Annotated in this window: 20 protein-coding genes; 15 read left to right on the top strand and 5 right to left on the bottom strand. The window is 68.7% G+C overall.

What is annotated here, in order from left to right; all coding sequences use genetic code 11:
• Window positions 1-50 precede the first annotated feature (50 nt).
• The 6 genes from ASC59_RS12985 to dnaB all read left to right on the top strand — a co-directional run bounded on the left by ASC59_RS12985 (window position 51) and on the right by dnaB (window position 5,274).
• Entirely contained in the window at window positions 51-1,484 is a 1,434-nt protein-coding gene (locus ASC59_RS12985) for a CCA tRNA nucleotidyltransferase (RefSeq protein ID WP_055823866.1), read from the top strand.
• Window positions 1,485-1,674: 190 nt separating this feature from the next.
• Window positions 1,675-2,103: a 30S ribosomal protein S6 gene (gene rpsF / locus ASC59_RS12980; RefSeq protein ID WP_055823863.1), complete on the top strand. Its 429-nt coding sequence runs from the start codon at window positions 1,675-1,677 to the stop codon at window positions 2,101-2,103.
• Window positions 2,104-2,108: 5 nt separating this feature from the next.
• The gene (locus tag ASC59_RS12975; protein ID WP_055823859.1) at window positions 2,109-2,612 is read left to right on the top strand and encodes a single-stranded DNA-binding protein; all 504 of its coding nucleotides are present in this window, start codon (window positions 2,109-2,111) and stop codon (window positions 2,610-2,612) included.
• Window positions 2,613-2,678: 66 nt separating this feature from the next.
• Window positions 2,679-2,939 (top strand): 30S ribosomal protein S18, encoded by a 261-nt coding sequence (gene rpsR / locus ASC59_RS12970; RefSeq protein WP_055823856.1) that lies wholly within the window; start codon window positions 2,679-2,681, stop codon window positions 2,937-2,939.
• Between the two features lie 11 nt (window positions 2,940-2,950).
• Window positions 2,951-3,403 (top strand): 50S ribosomal protein L9, encoded by a 453-nt coding sequence (gene rplI, locus ASC59_RS12965; protein WP_055823853.1) that lies wholly within the window; start codon window positions 2,951-2,953, stop codon window positions 3,401-3,403.
• Window positions 3,404-3,900: 497 nt separating this feature from the next.
• Window positions 3,901-5,274: a replicative DNA helicase gene (gene dnaB, locus ASC59_RS12960; RefSeq protein ID WP_055823850.1), complete on the top strand. Its 1,374-nt coding sequence runs from the start codon at window positions 3,901-3,903 to the stop codon at window positions 5,272-5,274.
• 8 nt (window positions 5,275-5,282) lie between these two features.
• On the opposite strand, the gene ASC59_RS12955 is transcribed toward dnaB, so the two are convergent.
• A complete protein-coding gene (locus ASC59_RS12955) occupies window positions 5,283-6,578 on the bottom strand; it encodes an NAD(P)/FAD-dependent oxidoreductase (RefSeq protein ID WP_055823847.1) in 1,296 nt (431 codons plus the stop codon).
• Between the two features lie 99 nt (window positions 6,579-6,677).
• On the opposite strand from ASC59_RS12955, the gene ASC59_RS12950 reads away from it, so the two are divergent.
• Entirely contained in the window at window positions 6,678-7,292 is a 615-nt protein-coding gene (locus ASC59_RS12950; protein WP_055823844.1) for an HdeD family acid-resistance protein, read from the top strand.
• Window positions 7,289-7,648 (top strand): hypothetical protein, encoded by a 360-nt coding sequence (locus tag ASC59_RS12945; RefSeq protein WP_200942400.1) that lies wholly within the window; start codon window positions 7,289-7,291, stop codon window positions 7,646-7,648. Before ASC59_RS12950 ends, ASC59_RS12945 begins: the two co-directional genes overlap by 4 nt.
• 55 nt (window positions 7,649-7,703) lie before the next feature.
• Here the strand turns inward: ASC59_RS12945 and purB are convergent, their stop codons facing one another.
• Window positions 7,704-9,083: an adenylosuccinate lyase gene (gene purB, locus ASC59_RS12940; protein WP_055823843.1), complete on the bottom strand. Its 1,380-nt coding sequence runs from the start codon at window positions 9,081-9,083 to the stop codon at window positions 7,704-7,706.
• 161 nt (window positions 9,084-9,244) lie between these two features.
• Here purB and ASC59_RS12935 point away from each other — a divergent pair, with 161 nt between their 5' ends.
• The gene (locus tag ASC59_RS12935) at window positions 9,245-10,156 is read left to right on the top strand and encodes an aminoglycoside phosphotransferase family protein (RefSeq protein ID WP_055823838.1); all 912 of its coding nucleotides are present in this window, start codon (window positions 9,245-9,247) and stop codon (window positions 10,154-10,156) included.
• Between the two features lie 10 nt (window positions 10,157-10,166).
• Here ASC59_RS12935 and ASC59_RS12930 read toward each other — a convergent pair whose 3' ends face one another.
• Complete coding sequence (locus tag ASC59_RS12930) at window positions 10,167-10,685, bottom strand: low molecular weight protein-tyrosine-phosphatase (protein WP_055823835.1); 519 nt, start codon at window positions 10,683-10,685, stop codon at window positions 10,167-10,169.
• 142 nt (window positions 10,686-10,827) lie between these two features.
• Here ASC59_RS12930 and ASC59_RS12925 point away from each other — a divergent pair, with 142 nt between their 5' ends.
• On the top strand, window positions 10,828-11,121 hold the full coding sequence (locus tag ASC59_RS12925) for a hypothetical protein (protein ID WP_157488136.1): 294 nt from the start codon (window positions 10,828-10,830) through the stop codon (window positions 11,119-11,121).
• On the top strand, window positions 11,118-12,746 hold the full coding sequence (locus ASC59_RS12920; RefSeq protein WP_157488134.1) for a hypothetical protein: 1,629 nt from the start codon (window positions 11,118-11,120) through the stop codon (window positions 12,744-12,746). The genes ASC59_RS12925 and ASC59_RS12920 overlap by 4 nt, the downstream gene beginning before the upstream one ends.
• Window positions 12,747-12,774: 28 nt before the next feature.
• On the opposite strand, the gene ASC59_RS12915 is transcribed toward ASC59_RS12920, so the two are convergent.
• Window positions 12,775-13,164, bottom strand: coding sequence for a phage holin family protein (locus ASC59_RS12915; RefSeq protein WP_055823828.1), 390 nt, complete (start codon window positions 13,162-13,164; stop codon window positions 12,775-12,777).
• 55 nt (window positions 13,165-13,219) lie between these two features.
• On the opposite strand from ASC59_RS12915, the gene ASC59_RS12910 reads away from it, so the two are divergent.
• Genes ASC59_RS12910 through ASC59_RS12895 form a run of 4 tightly spaced genes read left to right on the top strand, consistent with a single transcriptional unit; the run spans window position 13,220 to window position 17,951 of the window.
• The gene (locus tag ASC59_RS12910; protein WP_082513672.1) at window positions 13,220-14,386 is read left to right on the top strand and encodes a histidinol-phosphate transaminase; all 1,167 of its coding nucleotides are present in this window, start codon (window positions 13,220-13,222) and stop codon (window positions 14,384-14,386) included.
• Between the two features lie 4 nt (window positions 14,387-14,390).
• Complete coding sequence (locus ASC59_RS12905; RefSeq protein ID WP_055823823.1) at window positions 14,391-15,524, top strand: thiamine pyrophosphate-dependent enzyme; 1,134 nt, start codon at window positions 14,391-14,393, stop codon at window positions 15,522-15,524.
• Window positions 15,521-16,558, top strand: coding sequence for an alpha-ketoacid dehydrogenase subunit beta (locus tag ASC59_RS12900; RefSeq protein ID WP_082513671.1), 1,038 nt, complete (start codon window positions 15,521-15,523; stop codon window positions 16,556-16,558). The genes ASC59_RS12905 and ASC59_RS12900 overlap by 4 nt, the downstream gene beginning before the upstream one ends.
• Before the next feature lie 13 nt (window positions 16,559-16,571).
• Window positions 16,572-17,951, top strand: a complete 1,380-nt coding sequence (locus tag ASC59_RS12895) for a dihydrolipoamide acetyltransferase family protein (protein WP_055823820.1) — start codon at window positions 16,572-16,574, stop codon at window positions 17,949-17,951.
• Between the two features lie 224 nt (window positions 17,952-18,175).
• On the opposite strand, the gene ASC59_RS12890 is transcribed toward ASC59_RS12895, so the two are convergent.
• The gene (locus tag ASC59_RS12890) at window positions 18,176-19,162 is read right to left on the bottom strand and encodes an FKBP-type peptidyl-prolyl cis-trans isomerase (protein ID WP_055823818.1); all 987 of its coding nucleotides are present in this window, start codon (window positions 19,160-19,162) and stop codon (window positions 18,176-18,178) included.
• Window positions 19,163-19,190: the final 28 nt, after the last annotated feature.

Here is a 19,190-nt window from a genome sequence, read left to right as displayed (position 1 = left end):
TCCTGTGCGCCGAGCCGATGGGTCATTCTTCGACGCTCTACCATGGAGGCATGCAGAGCGTCGCGGCAGCACTCATGCGGTTGGGTGAAGTCGCAGCCTCCCCGACCGTCTCCCGTCTGGCGACCGCTTTCGCCGCCGCGGGACACGAGCTGGCCCTCGTCGGCGGTCCCGTTCGTGACGCCTTCCTCGGACGCGTGGCGAACGACCTGGATTTCACGACGGATGCCACCCCCGACCAGATCCTCGCGATCATCACGCCCATCAGTGAGGCGCACTGGGACATCGGGCGTCAATTCGGCACGATCGGGGCCAAGATCGCCGGCGAGACCGTCGAGGTCACGACCTACCGCGCCGACAGCTACGACGGCGAGAGCCGCAAGCCCGACGTCGTCTTCGGCGCCTCGCTCGAGGACGACCTCCTGCGGCGCGACTTCACGGTGAATGCCCTCGCGCTGCGTCTTCCCGAGATGAAGCTCGTCGACCCGTCGGGCGGCATCGACGACATGCTCGAGGGGCGGCTGCGCACTCCCTCCTCCCCCGCGGTGTCGTTCGGCGATGATCCGCTCCGCATGATGCGGGCCTGCAGGTTCACGGCACAGCTCGGGTTCCTCGTCGACGAGGACACGGAGGCTGCTCTCGTCGAGCTGGCGCCCAGCATCGAGCGCATCTCCGCCGAGCGGGTGAACGAGGAGCTCTCGAAGCTCCTGCGCACCGACGAGCCGAGGCGTGGCCTCGAACTGCTCGTCGATTCAGGCCTGGCGGCCTACGTGCTTCCGGAACTGCCGGCGCTCCGCCTCGAGGTCGACGAGCACCACCACCACAAAGACGTCTACCAGCACAGCCTCACGGTGCTCGAGCAGGCCATCGGCTATGAGAAGGCGCGCGGCAATCTCGTCAGCCCCGACCTCACGCTCCGCCTCGCAGCGCTTCTGCACGACATCGGGAAGCCGGCGACGCGCAAGCTCGAGGGCGGCGGGGTGGTGAGCTTCCACCACCACGATGTCGTGGGTGCGAAGCTGGCGCGCAAGCGCCTGCGCGAGCTGCGCTTCGACAACGACACCATCGCCGCGGTGTCCCGGTTGATCGAACTCCACCTGCGCTTCTTCGGGTACACCGAGGGCACGTGGACCGATTCGGCTGTTCGCCGCTACGTCCGCGATGCCGGTGACCAACTCGAGCGGCTGCACATCCTCACCCGGGCCGACGTCACCACCCGCAACAAGCGGAAGGCCGACCGCCTGGCTTTCGCCTACGACGACATCGAGCGCCGGATGGCCGAGCTGGCCGAGCAGGAGGAGCTCGCGGCCGTGCGGCCCGACCTCGACGGCGAGCAGATCATGGCCATCCTCGGCATCCGTCCCGGCCGGGAGGTGGGCGAGGCGTACAGGTTCCTGCTCGAACTGCGGCTCGACGAGGGGCCCCTGGGCGCCGACATCGCGACGGAACGCCTGCGCTCCTGGTGGGCCGAGCGCTCCTCAGCCTGAGTTCCCCTCGGGCTTCGAACTGGGAGTTCGGAGCGGATGCCGATCCCGACGTGCGCGGAGGGCCCGCATCCGTTACTCTGGGAAGGTTGCCCGTGTGCCGCGATTGTGCGGCCTCCACGAATCAACACATGCACAACCCTCCTGTTGCAGAAATACTGCAGCCGTTCAGTCCGAAGGAGGTGGGTTAGTCATGCATCAGTACGAATTGATGGTCATCCTCGATCCCGAGATCGATGAGCGCACCGTCGCTCCGAGCCTCGACAAGTTCCTCAATGTGGTGCGTAACGATGGTGGATCCATCGACAACGTCGACATCTGGGGCCGTCGTCGTCTCGCCTACGAGATCAACAAGAAGAACGAGGGCATCTACGCCGTCGTCAACTTCACCGCAGAGCCGGCTACCACGTCGGAGCTCGACCGCCAGCTGGGTCTCAGCGAAGCAGTCATGCGCACCAAGGTGCTCCGCGCCGAAGAGGGCATCGCCCAGGTCGCCGCCGCCAAGAAGCTCGCCGACGAGAAGGCCGCCCGCAAGGCAGCCAACCCGAAGGCCGTCGTCGACGCGAAGCCCGAGGCAGCGGCTCCCAAGGCCGACGCCGCCAAGGTCGAGAAGGACGCCTAGTTCCCATGGCCGGCGAGACCGTAATCACCGTGGTGGGCAACCTCACTGCAGATCCCGAACTGCGCTACACGCAGGGCGGACTGGCGGTTGCCAACTTCACCATCGCATCCACTCCTCGCAGCTTCGACCGCGCGTCGAACGAGTGGAAGGATGGCGAGGCTCTGTTCCTGCGCGCGAGCGTCTGGCGTGAATTCGCCGAGCACGTCGCAGGGTCCCTCACCAAGGGTTCCCGTGTCATCGCTTCCGGGCGTCTCAAGCAGCGTTCCTACGAGACGAAGGAAGGCGAGAAGCGTACGAGCTTCGAGCTGGAGATCGACGAGATCGGTCCTTCGCTCCGGTACGCCACCGCGTCGCTGACGCGCGCCCAGTCGTCCGGTCCTCGTGGTGGAGGCGCCCCCGCGGGCGGCTCCGACGAGCCGTGGGCACCCAGTGCACCCGCAGCCGCCGCTTCCGGTGGTTCGGATGTCTGGGCCACACCGGGCAGCTACAGCGACGAGACCCCCTTCTAGGCCGAGAGGCCCCACACGGATGCCGCTTCGGCATCCGCGCAGAACTACTTCAACTAAGGAATAACAATGGCTGGAAAGAGCAGCGGCGACCGCCGCAAGCCGCTCCGCGGAGGCAAGGGCAAGAACGCCGCCCCCGCCAAGAGCATCCGCGTCGGCGTCATCGACTACAAGGATGTCGCGACGCTTCGCAAGTTCATCTCCGAGCGTGGAAAGATCCGCGCCCGCCGTATCACCGGCGTCTCCGTGCAGGAGCAGCGCCTCATCGCCCGTGCCGTCAAGAACGCCCGCGAGATGGCCCTGCTGCCGTACGCAGGCAGCGGCCGCTAAGGAGCACCGACATGTCAAAACTCATTCTGACGCACGAGGTCACAGGCCTCGGAACCGCCGGTGACGTCGTCGAGGTCAAGAACGGCTACGCCCGCAACTACCTCATCCCCCAGGGCTTCGCGGTTTCGTGGAGCCGTGGTGGCGAGAAGCAGATCGAGCAGATCAAGGCGGCTCGCGCCGCTCGTGAGCTCGCGACGCACGACGAGGCAGTCGCCCTCAAGAACGCCCTCGAGGGCACCAAGGTCAAGCTCGTCGTCAAGGCGGGTGCCGAGGGACGTCTCTTCGGTTCCGTCAAGACCGCCGATGTCGCTGACGCTGTCGCCGCTGCAGGCCTCGGTGCCATCGACAAGCGCAAGGTGGAGTTCTCGAACCCCATCAAGTCGGTCGGCGAGCACCAGGCGACTGTTCGTCTCTTCGACGAGCTGTCTGCCACGATCACCCTTCAGGTGGTCGCCGCCAAGTAAGGCTGCGAACACCTCGGTGTAGCGACGGGCTGAGGCCCGTCGCTACACCCGTTTAAGGGGATTGCACAAGGTCGGGAAGCCTGAGTTACCCCCAATTCCATACACAGGCCTGTGCAAAGCCGAGCGACCTTCATGCAGTGATTCAAACAACTTTCCACACACAGGTGTGGAATGTTCAAAACCCCGGTCAGCGGGCATAAATTCCAAGAAAATAGTTTGCTGTCCACACCTGTTTCTACAGGCTTTGCACATGCAGCGCGGCGTTTCGCCCACTTTTCCCACAGCGTTATCCACAGGCCGAGTTGAGGGTTCCGGATGGCGACCGTAGTGTTGGCCATCGCCGTCGATTCCGGTGGTCTCGACCGGCTCGAAAACAGCGGTGGGCCGCCCTGTCGGCGGGTGCTGTTCCAATGGTCATGGAACGCCTCACGAGGCGAGCAGACCGGGAAGCAACGCCGCCGCACCGGCACACCGAAGCATCATCCTGGAGGAACCGCGTGTCGATCGCCCACCTTGGACTCGCCGAACCGTGGGACGGCGAAGACGCTCGGAAGGCCGAACGCACTCCCCCGCACGACCTCCTCGCCGAGCAGAGCGCCCTCGGCGGCATGCTGCTCTCGAAGGACGCCGTCGCCGACGTCGTGGAGTCCGTGCGCGGCAACGACTTCTACGTGCCCAAGCACGAGCTCATCTACGACGCCATCCTGTCGCTCTACTCGCACGGCGAGCCGACCGACGTCATCGCGGTCACTGACGAGCTCTCGAAGACCGGAGAGCTCTCCCGTGCCGGCGGCGCGGAGTACCTCCACACGCTGACCGCCCTCGTGCCCACGGCCGCGAACGCCGGCTACTACGCCGAGATCGTCGCCGAGCGTGCGCTGCTCCGCCGCCTCGTCGAGGCCGGAACCCGCATCGTCCAGATGGGCTACGCGGCCGAGGGCGAGCCCCTCGACCTGGTGAACAACGCCCAGGCCGAGATCTACGCCGTCAACGGCAACACCGAGACCGAAGACTACGTTCCGCTGACGGATGCCGTCACCGTCGCCATCGACGAGATCGAGGCCGCCAAGCACACCGACGGCAAGATGACGGGCGTCCCCACGGGCTTCGCCGACCTCGATGACCTGACCAACGGCTTTCACCCCGGGCAGATGATCATCGTCGCCGCCCGCCCCGCACTCGGAAAGTCGACCCTCGCCCTCGACTTCGCCCGCGCAGCCGCCATCGGCAACAACATGCCCACGATCTTCTTCTCCCTCGAGATGGGGCGCTCCGAGATCGCCATGCGTCTGCTCGCGGCCGAGGCATCCGTTCCCCTGCAGAGCATGCGCAAGGGAACCGTCGATTCCCGCGACTGGACCACGATCGCCTCGACCCGCGGTCGCATCAACGATGCTCCCCTCTACATCGACGACTCGGCCAACCTGACGCTCGTCGAGATCCGGGCGAAGTGCCGTCGCCTGAAGCAGCGCATCGGCCTCAAGATGGTCGTCATCGACTACCTCCAGCTCATGACCAGCGGCAAGCGCGTCGAGAGCCGTCAGCAGGAGGTCTCGGAGTTCTCACGAGCACTGAAGCTCCTGGCGAAGGAACTGCAGGTTCCGGTCATCGCCCTCTCGCAGCTGAACCGTGGACCGGAGCAGCGTGCCGACAAGCTGCCGGCCATCTCCGACCTGCGCGAGTCCGGCTCCATCGAGCAGGACGCCGACATGGTCATCCTGCTGCACCGCGAGAGCGCCTACGAGAAGGACAACCCGCGTGCCGGCGAGGCCGATCTCATCGTCGCCAAGCACCGCAACGGCCCAACGCGCACCGTCACCGTGGCCTTCCACGGACACTTCTCGCGCTTCGCGGACCTGGCGCAGGCGTAGGCCGAGGGTCAGGCGTTCCCCACCAGACCTTCCGGCGGCTGACTGAACTCGGTGAGTACGGCCCTGGCCGCGCGCTCGCCCGACACCAGTGCACCCTGTATCGACGCAGTGTCGCGGTGGTCGCCGGCGACGAAGACTCCTGCACTCAGAGGTGACGGCAGTCTCGTGCGGAGCGGCGGCGGCTGGGTCGGCAGCGCGTGCGGGATGTCATCTCGCCGCAGCAGCGACCACGTGGCGGCATCCGTGCTCCAGATCTCGCCGAGTTGGCGCCGGACGTCGACCTCTCGCGGCGCTGCAGCCGAGTGCGTCCGAGCAGCATCCGGCAGCAGGCACGTAGCCTCGATCAGGTGGCGGCCGCTTGGCGCATAGCTGGGCACGGCGTTGGAGATCACGACGGTGTTGACCACCGGCCCGGCGCGGCGGCCGTCGACGGCGAGCATCGCGGAGCTCGCGGGGGGTGTGTCGGTGGCGAACCACCACGTCTGCAGGCCCTTCGTGGCCAGCCGCGGCACGTCGAGCAGCCCGGCGGCGGCCTCGGGACCGACTGCGACGACGACGGAACGCGCGCGCACGGTGTCGCCCTGTTCCACGTCGACCTCGACCATGCCGCTTCGAGTCGTGATCCTGCGCACGCGCATCCCGAGACGCACATCGGCACCCGAGGCCGTCGCCGAGCGCGCCAGCTGGGCGGGAAGGGCCCCGATGCCCGCTTCGGGGAGGCCGGGCCTCCCGAGAATGAACATGCGCACGAGCAGACGGGCGAAGGAATCCGATGTCTCGCCCCGATCGTCTGCGAGAACGCCCGCCAGGAACGGCTCGAGCACCTCGGTGCGCAGCGGCCCGCGGAGCCCGACGTGGTTCCATCCGTCGTCGAGCGTGCGATCAGTTCCCGAGATGACGGCGCGAGGTCGGAGCAGCACCGGCGTGATCCAGCGAACGAGCGCGGCAGTGTCTCGCGGGGTGAGCAGACCACTTCGCAGAGATGCGGGCAGGGAGAGCGGATGGCGCACCGGATGCCGGAGCTCGACCGTCCCCGATCCTCGCCGCACGCGCACCCCGACAGGGAACGGCCGCATCCGCAGGTCGGCGACATCCACCCAGCGCTTGACGGCGGGATAGGCGGGGTTGAGCACGTGGAACCCGCGGTCGAGCCGGAATCCGTCGATCACGTCGGTGCGCTCGCGCCCACCGACCCCGTCCTGCGCCTCGAGCACCACGACATCGAGTCCGGACTCCGCGAGACGCACCGCGCATCGCAGGCCGGCCAGGCCTGCGCCGATGATGATGACGTCGTTAGCGTCCACGGTCCCACGATAGGCGCGTTGGCGCGGAAGGACGCCTGCCGCGGCGCGATTAGACTGGAAGCTGAAATCCCCCCTGATCGACAGACGAAAGGTCGCTGCGTGGCCAACACGGATGCCGTCGCCTCCTCAGCGCGGTATTGGATCGTCCCCGTGGTGCGAGCCGTCCTCGCCTTCATTCCCGCGATCGCGATCACCTTCATCCCCGACCACTCGGCCGACTTCGGACTTCTGGTGTTCGGATGCTGGGCACTCGTGTCCGGGCTCGTTCTGGGAGCTCTCGCGCTCCGCACCCTGTCGGGTCTGGCACGCACGCTGTTCCTCGTGAACGGCATCGTGTCTGCTGTCGCCGGGCTCCTGGCGCTCAGCTTCCAAGGTGCCGGCCTTCCGTTGTACCTCTATCTCGTGAGCGTGTGGGCGGCCATCACCGGTTTCGTCGAGCTCTACGCCGGCATCCGCGAGCGCGCTCGGTCCACCCGCTCCGCGACTGCGCGGCACTCTGATGCCCGCCCGAGCGTCGCCCGCGACTGGATCGCCGGTGGCGCCCTCACAGCGATCTTCGCCGTCGCCTACCTCCTGTTGCCTCCCAACGCCGTCGTCTCCGTCGGTCTGCTCGGCGCCTACCTCGTGATCCTCGGTGTCTACCTCGCCATCGCAGGGTTCTCCCTCAAGTGGGACGGCGCCCGCGTCGCCCCCGAAACCGAAGAAGTCGTATGAGCCAGTCCCCAGTCCCCCAGCCGAGCCGTCGCGACGTGCTCCGTCCTCTCGAGATGGTCGGAGGCGCGGCCATCGCTGCCGTGTTCCTCGGGCTGGTCGTGCTCATGGTCACCCGCGAACCCGTGCTCGCGGCGATCGGCGCCGGCTCGGTGTTCATCATCGTGCTCGTGGCCCTCGCCATGTTCGCCATCACGCTGAAACCCGACGAGGCCGAGAACGCCGACATCGCCGAGCAGAACAGCGGAGCGGCGGGAGCCGGAGCCACGCCCGGGCCCCTCAGTGGTGCGGGTGGGGTCGGCGGCGCAGACACGATCTCCGGCACAGACGACGAGACCCCCGGTACCCGCGGGCACTGAGGGTCTCGACTCCACGAAGGCGACGGACGTCGCCGGGCGCTCAGCCCGATGCGGGTCAGTTCAGATAGTCGACGAGCTCCGACGCCAGGCCGATGTAGCCGGCCGGGGTGAGGGCCAACAGGCGGGCCTTCGCCTCGTCGCCGATGTCGAGGCCGGAGACGAACTCCGCGAGGTCGGCGGCGCCGATGCGGTGTCCCCGGGTGAGGTCCTTGAGCTTCGCGTACGGGTCGTCGATCGACGAGCGGCCGGCCGCGACCTCGGCTCGGATCACGGTCTGCACGGCCTCGCCGAGCACTTCCCAGTTGGCGTCGAGGTCGGCCGCCAGAACCTCCTCGGCGAGGGCGATCTCGAGCAGGCCGCGCTGGATGTTGTCGAGCGCGAGCAGTGAGTGCCCGAAGCCGACGCCGATGTTGCGCTGGGCGCTGGAGTCGGTGAGATCACGCTGGAGGCGACTGGTGACCAGCGTGGCTGCGAGCGAGTCGAGAACGGCCGACGAGAGCTCGAGGTTGGCCTCGGCGTTCTCGAAGCGGATCGGATTGATCTTGTGCGGCATGGTCGACGAGCCCGTCGCCCCCGCGACGGGAATCTGCCGGAAGTAGCCCATCGAGATGTAGGTCCAGATGTCGGTGGCCAGGTTGTGCAGGATCCGATTGGCGTGCGAGACGCGTCCGTAGAGCTCCGCCTGCCAGTCGTGCGACTCGATCTGGGTCGTGAGCGGGTTCCAGTCCAGGCCGAGGCCCTCGACGAACTCGCGGGAGATCGCTCGCCAGTCGGCATCCGGGGCCGCGGCGAGGTGGGCGGCGAAGGTGCCTGTGGCGCCCGAGAACTTGCCCAGGTACTCGGATGCCTGCACCTGCGCCGAGACGCGGGAGAGGCGGTGGGCGAACACCGCGAGCTCCTTGCCCATGGTGGTCGGCGTCGCAGGCTGACCGTGGGTGCGCGCGAGCATGGGCACGGCACGGTGCTCGACGGCCAGGGCGGTGATGGCATCGATGACGGCGGCGAGCTTGGGTTGCCAGACCGTCGTGACGGCGTCGCGCACGATGAGCGCGTAGGAGAGGTTGTTGATGTCCTCGCTCGTGCATGCGAAGTGCGTGAGCTCGGCGATGGCGTCGAGGCCGAGCTCGTGCAGGGCGTCGCGGACGAAGTACTCCACGGCCTTCACGTCGTGGCGGGTGCGAGCCTCGTGGGCCCCGATGGCGTCGATGGACGCCTGGCCGAAATCGCTGGCGAGGGCACGCAGAGCCGACTTCTGCGCATCCGTCAGCGGGGACGATCCGAAGAAGCCCCGGTCGGTGAGGAAGATGAGCCACTCGACCTCGACGTGCACGCGTGCCCGATTGAGGCCGGCCTCGGAGAGGAACTCGCCCAGGTCGGAGACGGCACTCTGGTAGCGGCCGTCGAGCGGGCTGAGGGGCTGGGCGGGCAGGCTCATGGGGATCCCTGTCTGAGTTCGGGAGAGGAAGGTGGCGTCGAGAGCCGGCAGCGCCGAGCAGCGACTGCTCTATCATCCCAAGAAAGCACGGGCATCCCAAAGGCGCCGGTGCCGTGCTGGCCCGGTGTGGCCGGCCAGGACCACGGAAGAGGGGTATCCCCGTGCCGGACGCTCCGGATGCCGACATCGTCGTCGACCCGCACCTCGTCGAGCGTCTCGTGCGCAGCCAGCGCCCCGATCTGGTCGGCGCGTTGCGGCTCGTGGCCAACGGCTGGGACAACGCCGTCTTCAGGCTCGGCGACGACCTCGCGGTGCGGATGCCGCGACGCAGCACGGCAGCTCACCTCATCGAGCACGAGCAGGAGTGGCTGCCGTCGATCGCCGCCCGCGTTCCCGTCGCCGTTCCGGTTCCGCTGCACGCTGGAAGCCCCGCCGCCGAGTTCCCCTGGCCGTGGTCGATCGTGCCCTGGTTCGCGGGACGGTCGGCGGCATCCGTCGACCCGGCATCGCGAGCCGGGATGGCACGGCCGCTCGCCGACTTCGTGCACGCGCTCGCCGTTCCGGCACCCGCCGGGGCCCCTCGCAATCCCTATCGGGGCGTGCCGTTGGCCGATCGCGAAGAGGTCGTCTGGGAACGCCTCGCCGGACGCCGGGTGCACCGCGCCGCCGAGCTCGCCGTGCTGTGGGATCACCTCGTGCAGGTGGAACCCTGGTCGGGGCCGCCGCTCTGGGTGCACGGCGACCTGCATCCCGGCAACATCGTGGTGACGGATGCCGCCCCCGATGTGGCCGGAGAGTCCGTTGACCTCGTCGCCGTCGTCGACTTCGGGGACCTCACCGCCGGCGACCCGGCTACGGACCTTGCGGTGGCGTGGCTGGCCTTCGATGTCGGCGGGCGGGCGGCGTTCCGCGCACGCATGGACGAACTCGGGCCCTATGACGACGCAACGTGGCAGCGCGCCCGCGCCTGGGCGCTCGTGTGGGCCACCGCCGTGGCCGACTCCACGGACGGCGATGGACCGATCTCGGCGATCGGCAGGCACGCCGCCTCCCAGGTTTTGCTCGAGGAGTGAGAAGCGACGCTCAGCCGCGGTGCCGCAGGGCGGGCGCCAATTGCCGGAACAGTGCGGCGGTCGCGCGCTCGATCATCACGAGCACGGCGTCGAACATGACGCGGTCGGAGTAGTAGGGGTCTGGAACGTCGCGCAGGGCCGCCTGCTCCGGATCGAAGCTCAGCAGCATGCGCACCTTGTCGCGCTGGTCGTCGTTCTGGGCCCAGTTGCGGAGGATCCTCTCCTGCGACCCGTCGAACACCACGATCAGGTCGTAGTCGTCGAAGGCCAGAGGATCGAACTGCCGCGCGCGGTGGAGTGAACCGTCGAGACCGTGTTCGTTCAGCGCTTCGATGGTGCGCTCGTCCGCCTGCTCGCCGACGTGCCAGTCGCCGGTGCCGGCCGACGACACCTGGATCTGGGCGGTGAGGCCGGCGCGCGCCACCTGTTCGCGCATGGCGACCTCGGCCATGGGCGAGCGGCAGATGTTGCCGGTGCACACGAACGAGATGCGGAACGGAGTCGGGTCGTCCGTGGGTCCAGCGGGCATGGCCCCATTCTGGCCGACCGCGGCACTCCTGCACAGGGCTCCGGCGACGTCGACCGCCCCCCGATCGGGATGATCCGGGCCTGTGCCGGCGCCGAGCGGACCACGATCGGACGAGCACGATGCACTGAAGCCGGAGGGGAAGATGCCGATATGGGGATCGGATGCCGCTTCGACGGCGACACCGACGGCGACGGAGCGGGCGGATCTCGAGACGCTGGCCGTCGTGCTGGCCAGGCTCCGGGGCGAGGTCGACGAGGCGATCGGTGGCGCTGTGCTCGAACCGGGCGTCTGGAGTTCCCCCGCCCGAGATGCCTGCGCTGCCAGGGTCGACGAGTTGCGAGCTGCGCTCGGAACCCTGCAGGGCCTGCTCGATGACGCCGCTGAGGGGGCGCGTGCCCGGATCGGAGCGCTCGACTCGCTCGGAGCACTCGGATGACCCGGCGCTCCGGTGACACGGGCACGGGTACGGGCACGGGCATGGACCCGGACACTGGTGCGGATGCGGCCGCGGAAGCGGCGACGGTATCGGCGCACCCGGATGCCGTGTCGCCACAGCAGGGCGGGCCACTGGTGATCTCGGGTGGCGGGTCGACGGCGGTGGCGACCGACGAGCTGTTCGCCCTGGCTGCGCGGCTGCACGCGATCGCGGCATCCGCAGAGCACTGGGTCGATGCGCTCGGGACTCTCGGCTGGCTCGCACCGCGCGGCATGCTCGCCGGGACGTTCGCTGCGGCGGGCTCGGCCGCCGGAGTCGTCGCGGCGGACGCGAAGGACATCGCCGGTGCCCTCGATCGCTCCGCCGAGGGCTACGGGGAGATGGAACGCCGCGGGGTCGGCCTGCAGCAGGCGGTCGGGTCACTGCTCGGCTGGGTGGGCGGCTTCCTCGCCGTCGGCATGCTCCCCGCTCTGGCCTGGGGCGCCGGGTTGCTCGCGGTCGACGTGGTGCTGGCCTGGTTCTTCGTCCAGGGGGCCAACCGCCTGCTGGGTCGGCCGGTCGACGATCCGGCGGACTGGCTGGAACGCAACGCGCGAGCGCTCAACTCGCCCGGGAACGTCGCATTGGTGCGCATGCTGGTCGCCTCCGTCGACGACGCTGCCGGTGGGGTGGTCCGGCTGCCGTATCCACTGGCACGGGCTCTGGGCGATGCCGGCCTCGACGTGCTGGGAGTCGGCTCGTCCGCCTTCGGCATCACCGTGCTCGGCGGCCTGTTCGGTGCTGTGCGCGAGACGGATGTGCGCATCGACCAGGTGCGTGCCGATGGCTCGAGGCTTCCGACCCGCACTCGTCGTGGGGCCGCGATCGGCCCGACTCCCGGGGTCGCCGTAGCCGCCCCGAGCACGGTGAGCGAGCTCCTCGCACGGGTTCCGACGGCAGCGCCCGACCTGCCCCAGGTTCGCGTCGAGCGCTACGGCACCGAAGACGCCCCGCACTGGGTGGCGTACATCGGCGGAACCGTGTCGTGGGAGGTGGCCGGGTCGAGTGAGCCGTGGGACCTCACCTCAAACGTGCACGCCGTGGCGGGACCGGATTCAGGCTCCTATCGCGCCGTGCTCGACGCCCTCGATCAGGCCGGCGTGCGCGAGGGGGATCGTGTCGTCGCAGTCGGGCACTCCCAGGGAGGGTTGCTCGCGGCGCAGCTCGCTTCCGATCCCCGGTACTCGGCCGCCGGACTGGTGACGGCCGGCGCGCCCATCGCGCAGCTGGCCGTTCCGGCAGACGTCCCGACACTGCAACTCGAGCACAGCGACGACATCGTGCCGGCTCTCGGCGGTTATGGAGACGCCGACCCGTCGCCCGAGCACCTGATCGCCCGGCGCGAATACCTCGCCAACCGGCTCGACCCGGTCGACGGCGCCATGCCCGCCCACGGACTGGACTCCTACCGGGAGACCGCCACCGCCGTCGACGCCTCGGAGGAGCCCCGTCTCGTCGCCCTGCGCGAGCGGCTGACCGCCGCCATCGCCGGTGGTGCCGGTGCTGCCGGTGCTGCCGGGCAGAGCGCAGGGCCCGCCTCTGCGGCATCCGGAACCGCCACCTGGTGGCGGGGCGAACGGCGCTGAGGCGGGCCCTGAGTGGAGTGTGCTGAGCTCAGTCCGCGTGACGCGGGCGGATGAAGATGCCCAGGATGCTGGCGATGATCGAGAGCACGAGCGCTCCGAGCACGGCCCACCAGAAGTTGTCGACAGTGAGACCGAAGCCCATGAGGCCACTGATCCAGGAGACGAGCAGCAGGAGCAGGGCGTTGACGACGAGCGAGATCAGGCCGAGCGTGAGGATGTAGAGCGGGAACGCCACGATGCGGATGGCCGTGCCGATGATGCCGTTCACGAGGCCGAAGATCAGCGCGATGATCAGGTAGGTGAGCACGGTTCCGACAGGCGTGTCTTCGTAGGGCGTCATGTGGACGCCGCCGTAGACGATCAGCGTGGTCAGCCAGAGGGCCAGAGCGTTGACGATGAGTCGAAGGAGGAATGCCATGGCACAACTATGGCATCGCGCATCCGCAGCCCACGAGTGATTCCGTGGGAATCGCATGCCCCCAGCGGAATCGGCCGTGTCTAGACTCGACTGCGTGACCGCTGCAACGCCCCCCTCGAACGCCGCGCCGTCCGCCGGCATCCGCCTGCGTCCGGAGATCGCCGCACTACCCGCCTACAGGCAGGGCCGAGCCGCTGCACCCGACGGCTTCAAGCTGTCGAGCAACGAGAACCCGTACGACCCGCTGCCCGGCGTCGCCGAGGCGGTTGCCGCGGCCTCCGACTTCAACCGCTACCCCGATGCCAGTGCTCTCGCCCTGCGCGAGAAGCTCGCCGAGCGTTTCGGTCGCACGGCCGACGAGGTGCACATCGGTGCCGGATCGGTGGCTCTGCTCTCCCAGCTCATCCTCGCGACGTCGGGTTCTGGCGACGAGGTGGTCTACTCCTGGCGGTCGTTCGAGGCCTACCCGGGTCTCGTCACGGTCGCCGGGGCCACGAGCGTTCAGGTTCCGAACCGCGCCGACCACTCCCACGACCTGGTCGCGATGGCCGCAGCCGTGACGGATGCCACCAGGCTCGTGATCGTCTGCTCCCCCAACAACCCCACGGGGACGATCGTCTCGGCCGAGGAGTTCTCGGCGTTCCTGGCCGACGTCCCGGACGACGTGCTCGTCGTGCTCGATGAGGCCTATGCCGAGTTCGTCACCGAACCGCGCGCCGTGGACGGCGTGCCCCTTTTGGCGCGTCACCAGAACCTCGTGGTCCTCCGCACGTTCTCGAAGGCCTACGGCCTGGCCGGGCTGCGGGTGGGCTACGCGCTCGGTCCCGTCGCCGTGCTCGATGCGGCACGCGCCACCGCGATCCCGTTGTCGGTCACCGGGCAGGCCTCGGCTGCAGCGATCGCGTCGCTCGATGCCGAGGACGAACTGTTGGAGCGGGTGCGCCACATCATCGCCCGACGTGACGCCGTCTACGACGGCCTGCGCGAGCAGGGCTGGGACGCCCCGAAGCCTTCCGGCAACTTCATCTGGTTGCCGACCGGCGAGCACACGGCCGCGGCGGCGGAACGGCTCTACGACGCCGGGCTCGTGGTGCGGGCGTTCGCACCCGAAGGCATCAGGGTGTCGATCGGAGAGGAAGAATCGGTGGAGAAACTCCTACAGATCTCCGAAGAGATTGTGCGCTCTCTACCAGAAGGGCACTCCGCACGGCGGATAGCGTAGAGAAATGGCAGCCAACTCGAACGACTTCAGCGTGCCGACTGTGCAGCTGCTCGCGCCGGATGGAACCTTCGCCCCCACCGAGGCGGCCGAGGAGTTCGTGCCCTACTTCGAACGCCTGACCGACGCCGACCACGAACGCTTCTACCGCGAGATGGTCGTCATCCGCCGCTTCGACCGCGAGGCGGCGAACCTGCAGCGCCAGGGTCAGCTCGCCCTCTGGGTTCCGAGCCACGGCCAGGAGGCCGCCCAGGTGGGGTCGGCATTCGCCACCCGCCCGCAGGACCACATCTTCCCGTCGTACCGCGAGCACGTCGTGGGCAAGATCCGCGGTCTCGACGTCGTCGACGTGCTGCGGATGCTCAAGGGACTCACCCTCGGAGGCTGGGTTCCCGAGGAGAACGGAAACTTCCACCTCTATACCCTCGTGCTCGCATCGCAGACGCTGCACGCCACCGGCTACGCCATGGGGATGCAGTTCGACGGCGCCACCGCCACGGGCGATCCCGAGCGCGATGAGGCCGTGATCGTCTACTTCGGCGACGGCGCATCATCGCAGGGCGACGCCAACGAGGCCCTCGTCTTCGCAGCGAGCTACCAGACCCCGCAGGTGTTCTTCCTGCAGAACAACGGCTGGGCCATCTCCGTGCCCGCCAGTCGGCAGTCGCGTACGCCGTTCGCTCTCCGCGGCCACGGCTTCGGGATGCGGTCCAACCGCGTCGACGGCAACGACGTGTTCGCCAGCTACGCCGTCACGGCCAAGCACCTCGACGACGCTCGTGCCGGTCACGGACCCGCTCTCATCGAGGCGATGACCTACAGGGTCGGAGCGCACACGACGGCCGACGACCCGACCAAGTACAGGCTCGACGCCGACCTCGCCGACTGGGTCGCCAAGGATCCCATCGTGCGACTGAAGGCGTACCTCGAGAAGCGCGGCGTCGCCCAGGCCTTCCTCGACGACGTCGAGCAGGAGGCGGCCGACTTCGCCTCCGATGCCCGCAAGCGCGCACTCGAGGTGGTCGCCCCCGACCAGGACGTCATCTTCGACAACGTCTACGCCGAGGCGAACGCCTCTCTCGTCGAGGAGCGCGCCTGGTTCGAAGCGTACGAGGCATCCTTCGAGGAGGCGCAGTCATGACCGACACAGACACCAGGCCGGCGGCATCCGCAACTGAGTCGGCCGCTCGCCGCTCCGGCACCGAGAACCTGCCGCTCGGCAAGGCCATCACGGCCGGCCTCCGCCAGGCGATGCTCGACGACCCCAAGGTGCTCATGATGGGCGAGGACATCGGCCCGCTCGGCGGCGTCTTCAGGGTGACCGAGGGCCTGATCCAGGAGTTCGGCGACAAGCGGGTGCTCGACACCCCCCTCGCGGAGTCCGGCATCGTCGGCACCGCCATCGGCCTCGCCATGCGCGGCTACAGGCCGGTCATCGAGATCCAGTTCGACGGATTCATCTTCCCGGCCTTCGACCAGATCACCACCCAGCTCGCGCGCATGCGCAATCGGCACGAGGGCGGCGTGATCATGCCCGTCGTCATCAGAGTGCCCTACGGCGGACACATCGGCTCGATCGAACACCACCAGGAGAGTCCGGAGGCGTACTTCGCGCACACCCCGGGGCTGCGCGTGGTGAGCCCGTCGACACCGAACGACGCGTACTGGATGATCCAGCAGGCCATCCGGAGCGACGACCCGGTGCTGTTCTTCGAACCGAAGAGCCGCTACTGGCCGAAGGGCCCCGTCGACTTCGACAGCGAGCCCGCTCCCCTGCACGCGACGCGTGTCGTGCGACAGGGATCGGCCGTGACCGTCGTCGGTCACGGCGCGATGGTCACGACGCTCCTCGAGGCGGCCGACATCGCCGCCGAGGAGGGAACGAGCCTCGAGGTCATCGACATCCGCTCGATCTCACCGCTCGACTACGGCCCCATCCTCTCCTCGGTCGAGAAGACCGGGCGCCTCATCGTGGCTCAGGAGGCGTCGGGATTCGTGAGCGTCGGATCCGAGATCGCCGCCACGGTCGCCGAGCGCGCCTTCTACCTGCTGCAGGCGCCCGTGCTGCGGGTCTCCAGCTACGACACCCCGTTCCCGCCGGCCGCCGTCGAGACGCAGTTCCTGCCGAGCCCCGACCGGGTGCTCGAGGCCGTCGACCGCGCCCTGGCGTACTGAGAGGCTGCATCTGATGAGCGACCTGACCTTCCGCCTGCCGGACGTCGGTGAAGGACTGACCGAGGCCGAGATCGTGCAGTGGCGCGTCTCCCCCGGCGACACCGTTGCCGTGAACGACGTGCTCGTCGAGATCGAGACCGCCAAGTCCCTCGTCGAACTGCCTTCGCCGTATGCGGGCGTCGTCGGAGCGCTGCTCGTGGGCGAGGGCCAGACAGTCGACGTCGGCACCGCCATCATCACGGTGGCCTCGGATGCCGCCGGCGACGCCGCGACAGCGCCCGCCGCATCCGCCGCTGCACCTGCCGCGACACCGGTCGAGGCGGTTACCGGCTACACCCTTCCCTCGGAGGCCGCAGCGTCCGAGGCCGAGAAGCCCGAACCGATGCTCGTCGGCCACGGCAGCTCGGCGGGCGGCGGCACCCGCCGTCGGCGCACGCGTACGGCCCCGACGCCCCATGAGCACCTGGCGCCGGCGCCCGTCCACCAGACGACAGCGGCGCCGCTCGAGCGGCCCCTGCCTGCGGCATCCGTCGGCCCGGTGCTGGCGAAGCCGCCCATCCGCAAACTCGCGAAGGACCTCGGCGTCGACCTCTCGATCGTCACGCCCACGGGTCCGGTGGGCGATGTGACGCGCGACGACGTGATCCGCGAGGCCAGCCAGGTGAGCGTGTTCCGCAACATCCAGACGCCGGAGTGGCCCGAGACCCGCGAGGAGCGCATCCCGGTCAAGGGCGTGCGCAAGATGATCGCGCAGACCATGGTCAAGAGTGCATACAGTGCACCTCACGTGAGCTTGTTCGTCGACGTCGACGCCACCCGCACCATGGAGTACGTGAAGCGGCTGAAGGCCGGCACCGACTACGCCGGCATCCGCATCTCCCCCCTGCTCGTCATGGCGAAGGCGATCATCTGGGCCGTGCGTCGCAACCCGACGGTGAACGCGCAGTGGACCGACGAGGAGATCATCGTCAAGCACTACGTGAACCTCGGCATCGCAGCAGCGACGCCGCGCGGCCTCATCGTTCCGAACGTCAAGGACGCTCAGGCGATGAGCATGGTGCAGCTGGCCTCGGCCCTCGAGCAGCTCACCATCACGGCCCGCGAGGGCAAGACCAGCCCGGCGCAGATGGCCGGCGGCACCATCACCATCACGAACATCGGCGTCTTCGGGATGGACACGGGAACGCCGATCCTCAACTCCGACGAGGTCGGCATCGTGGCCCTCGGCACCATCAAGCCCAAGCCGTGGGTCGTCGACGGCGAGGTGCGCGTGCGCCAGGTGACCACGATCGGTGCGTCGTTCGACCACCGGGTCGTCGACGGCGACGTCGCCAGTCGCTTCCTCGCCGACGTGGCGTCGATCATCGAGGAGCCGGCGCTGCTGCTGGAGTAGGCGCCAGTCCGGCGCGCTTCGGACGGTCGCTTCGCTCGGTCCTCAGCGAGCGAGGGGGGAGTTGCGCTACCGAAACTCCGGCGCGCGCCCGATATTCGAGGCGCGCGGCCGAGAATCGGCAGCGTGGCTCGGGTCGACGAGGGCGGGTCGACGAGGGCGGGACGACGCAGCCCCCGCCGTTCAGGGGAACGACGGGGGCTGGAGTCTCGTGGCGGTGAGGTCGATCAGCTCGTCGCGAGGATGTCGATCACGAAGACGAGCGTCTCGCCGGCGAGCTCCGCCGTATTGCTGTCGCTCTTCTCGCCGTAGCCGAGTGCCGGCGGGATGACGACGATGACCTGCGAGCCGACGGTCTGGCCGGCGATGGCCTGGGCGAAGCCGGGAACCACTCCGGAGAGGGCGAACGAGCTGGCGCCGCGGCCCCAACTCTGATCGAAGACCGAGCCGTCGGACCACTTGGTGCCCTGGTACTGCACGGTGACGGTGGCGTCATCCGCGACGACCTCGCCGTCGCCCTTCTTGAGCACGCCGATCTTCAGCTCGGTGGGCGCGTCACCCTCGGGCAGGGTCACGGTCGGCGTGCCGTCGTCGGCGAGCTTCACCGTCGGGAGTCCCTCGGGAGCGGGCTGGTCGGCGCCCCACGCCTTGCTGGGCACGACGTCCTTCACGTCGACCACGACGACGAGCGAGTCGTCGGCCGCGATCTTCAGGTCGGAGTTGCCCGTGGTGCCGAAGGCGTCGGCCGGCGGGATCACGGACACGACGCGCGAGCCCTCGGTGACGCATCCGATGGACTTGGCGAGGCCGGCCATGAGGGAGTCGACGCTGGCGGTGAACGTGGGAACCTCTCCCCCGCCGTATCCGGCTGCGTCGATGCGCTCGCCGGTGGTGCCGTTGAACACGACATAGGCGACGGATGCGCTGCCGCCGGCCGCGAGCTCATCGCCCTTGCCCTTCACGACGACCGAGCGCTCGGTCTCGGAGGAGCTGAGCCCCTTCTCGAAGGTGGCCGTGGGCTCGGCGGCGAGGTCGGTCGAGACCTTCACCGCGTCGGATGCCTTCCCGGACGGAGTCGCGCAGACGTCGACGTCGGCGGCAGCAGCGGCTGTCGACGACGACGGTGTCGGCGAATCGTTCGAGCACGCCGCAAGGGTGGCGACGAGCGCCACGGCGGCGAATGAGGCGAGAACGGGCGCAGTGCGACGACGCATGAGTCACTTTCGATAGAGGGCGTGAGCA

It is taken from the genome of Leifsonia sp. Root1293, from assembly GCF_001425325.1.
Taxonomy (GTDB): domain Bacteria; phylum Actinomycetota; class Actinomycetes; order Actinomycetales; family Microbacteriaceae; genus Orlajensenia.
Note: the sequence above shows the minus strand (reverse complement) of the source record. Positions and strands in the feature narration are given on the sequence as shown.

Bases quoted from the DNA above. Each gene is read 5' to 3' on its own strand.
- ASC59_RS12985 (WP_055823866.1), top strand. From the start codon at position 51: ATGCAGAGCGTCGCGGCAGCACTCATGCGGTTGGGTGAAGTCGCAGCC.
- rpsF (WP_055823863.1), top strand. From the start codon at position 1,675: ATGCATCAGTACGAATTGATGGTCATCCTCGATCCCGAGATCGATGAG.
- ASC59_RS12975 (WP_055823859.1), top strand. From the start codon at position 2,109: ATGGCCGGCGAGACCGTAATCACCGTGGTGGGCAACCTCACTGCAGAT.
- rpsR (WP_055823856.1), top strand. From the start codon at position 2,679: ATGGCTGGAAAGAGCAGCGGCGACCGCCGCAAGCCGCTCCGCGGAGGC.
- rplI (WP_055823853.1), top strand. From the start codon at position 2,951: ATGTCAAAACTCATTCTGACGCACGAGGTCACAGGCCTCGGAACCGCC.
- ASC59_RS12945 (WP_200942400.1), top strand. From the start codon at position 7,289: ATGAGCCAGTCCCCAGTCCCCCAGCCGAGCCGTCGCGACGTGCTCCGT.
- purB (WP_055823843.1), bottom strand. From the start codon at position 9,083: ATGAGCCTGCCCGCCCAGCCCCTCAGCCCGCTCGACGGCCGCTACCAG.
- ASC59_RS12930 (WP_055823835.1), bottom strand. From the start codon at position 10,685: ATGCCCGCTGGACCCACGGACGACCCGACTCCGTTCCGCATCTCGTTC.
- ASC59_RS12925 (WP_157488136.1), top strand. From the start codon at position 10,828: ATGCCGATATGGGGATCGGATGCCGCTTCGACGGCGACACCGACGGCG.
- ASC59_RS12920 (WP_157488134.1), top strand. From the start codon at position 11,118: ATGACCCGGCGCTCCGGTGACACGGGCACGGGTACGGGCACGGGCATG.
- ASC59_RS12915 (WP_055823828.1), bottom strand. From the start codon at position 13,164: ATGGCATTCCTCCTTCGACTCATCGTCAACGCTCTGGCCCTCTGGCTG.
- ASC59_RS12910 (WP_082513672.1), top strand. From the start codon at position 13,220: ATGCCCCCAGCGGAATCGGCCGTGTCTAGACTCGACTGCGTGACCGCT.
- ASC59_RS12905 (WP_055823823.1), top strand. From the start codon at position 14,391: ATGGCAGCCAACTCGAACGACTTCAGCGTGCCGACTGTGCAGCTGCTC.
- ASC59_RS12900 (WP_082513671.1), top strand. From the start codon at position 15,521: ATGACCGACACAGACACCAGGCCGGCGGCATCCGCAACTGAGTCGGCC.
- ASC59_RS12895 (WP_055823820.1), top strand. From the start codon at position 16,572: ATGAGCGACCTGACCTTCCGCCTGCCGGACGTCGGTGAAGGACTGACC.
- ASC59_RS12890 (WP_055823818.1), bottom strand. From the start codon at position 19,162: ATGCGTCGTCGCACTGCGCCCGTTCTCGCCTCATTCGCCGCCGTGGCG.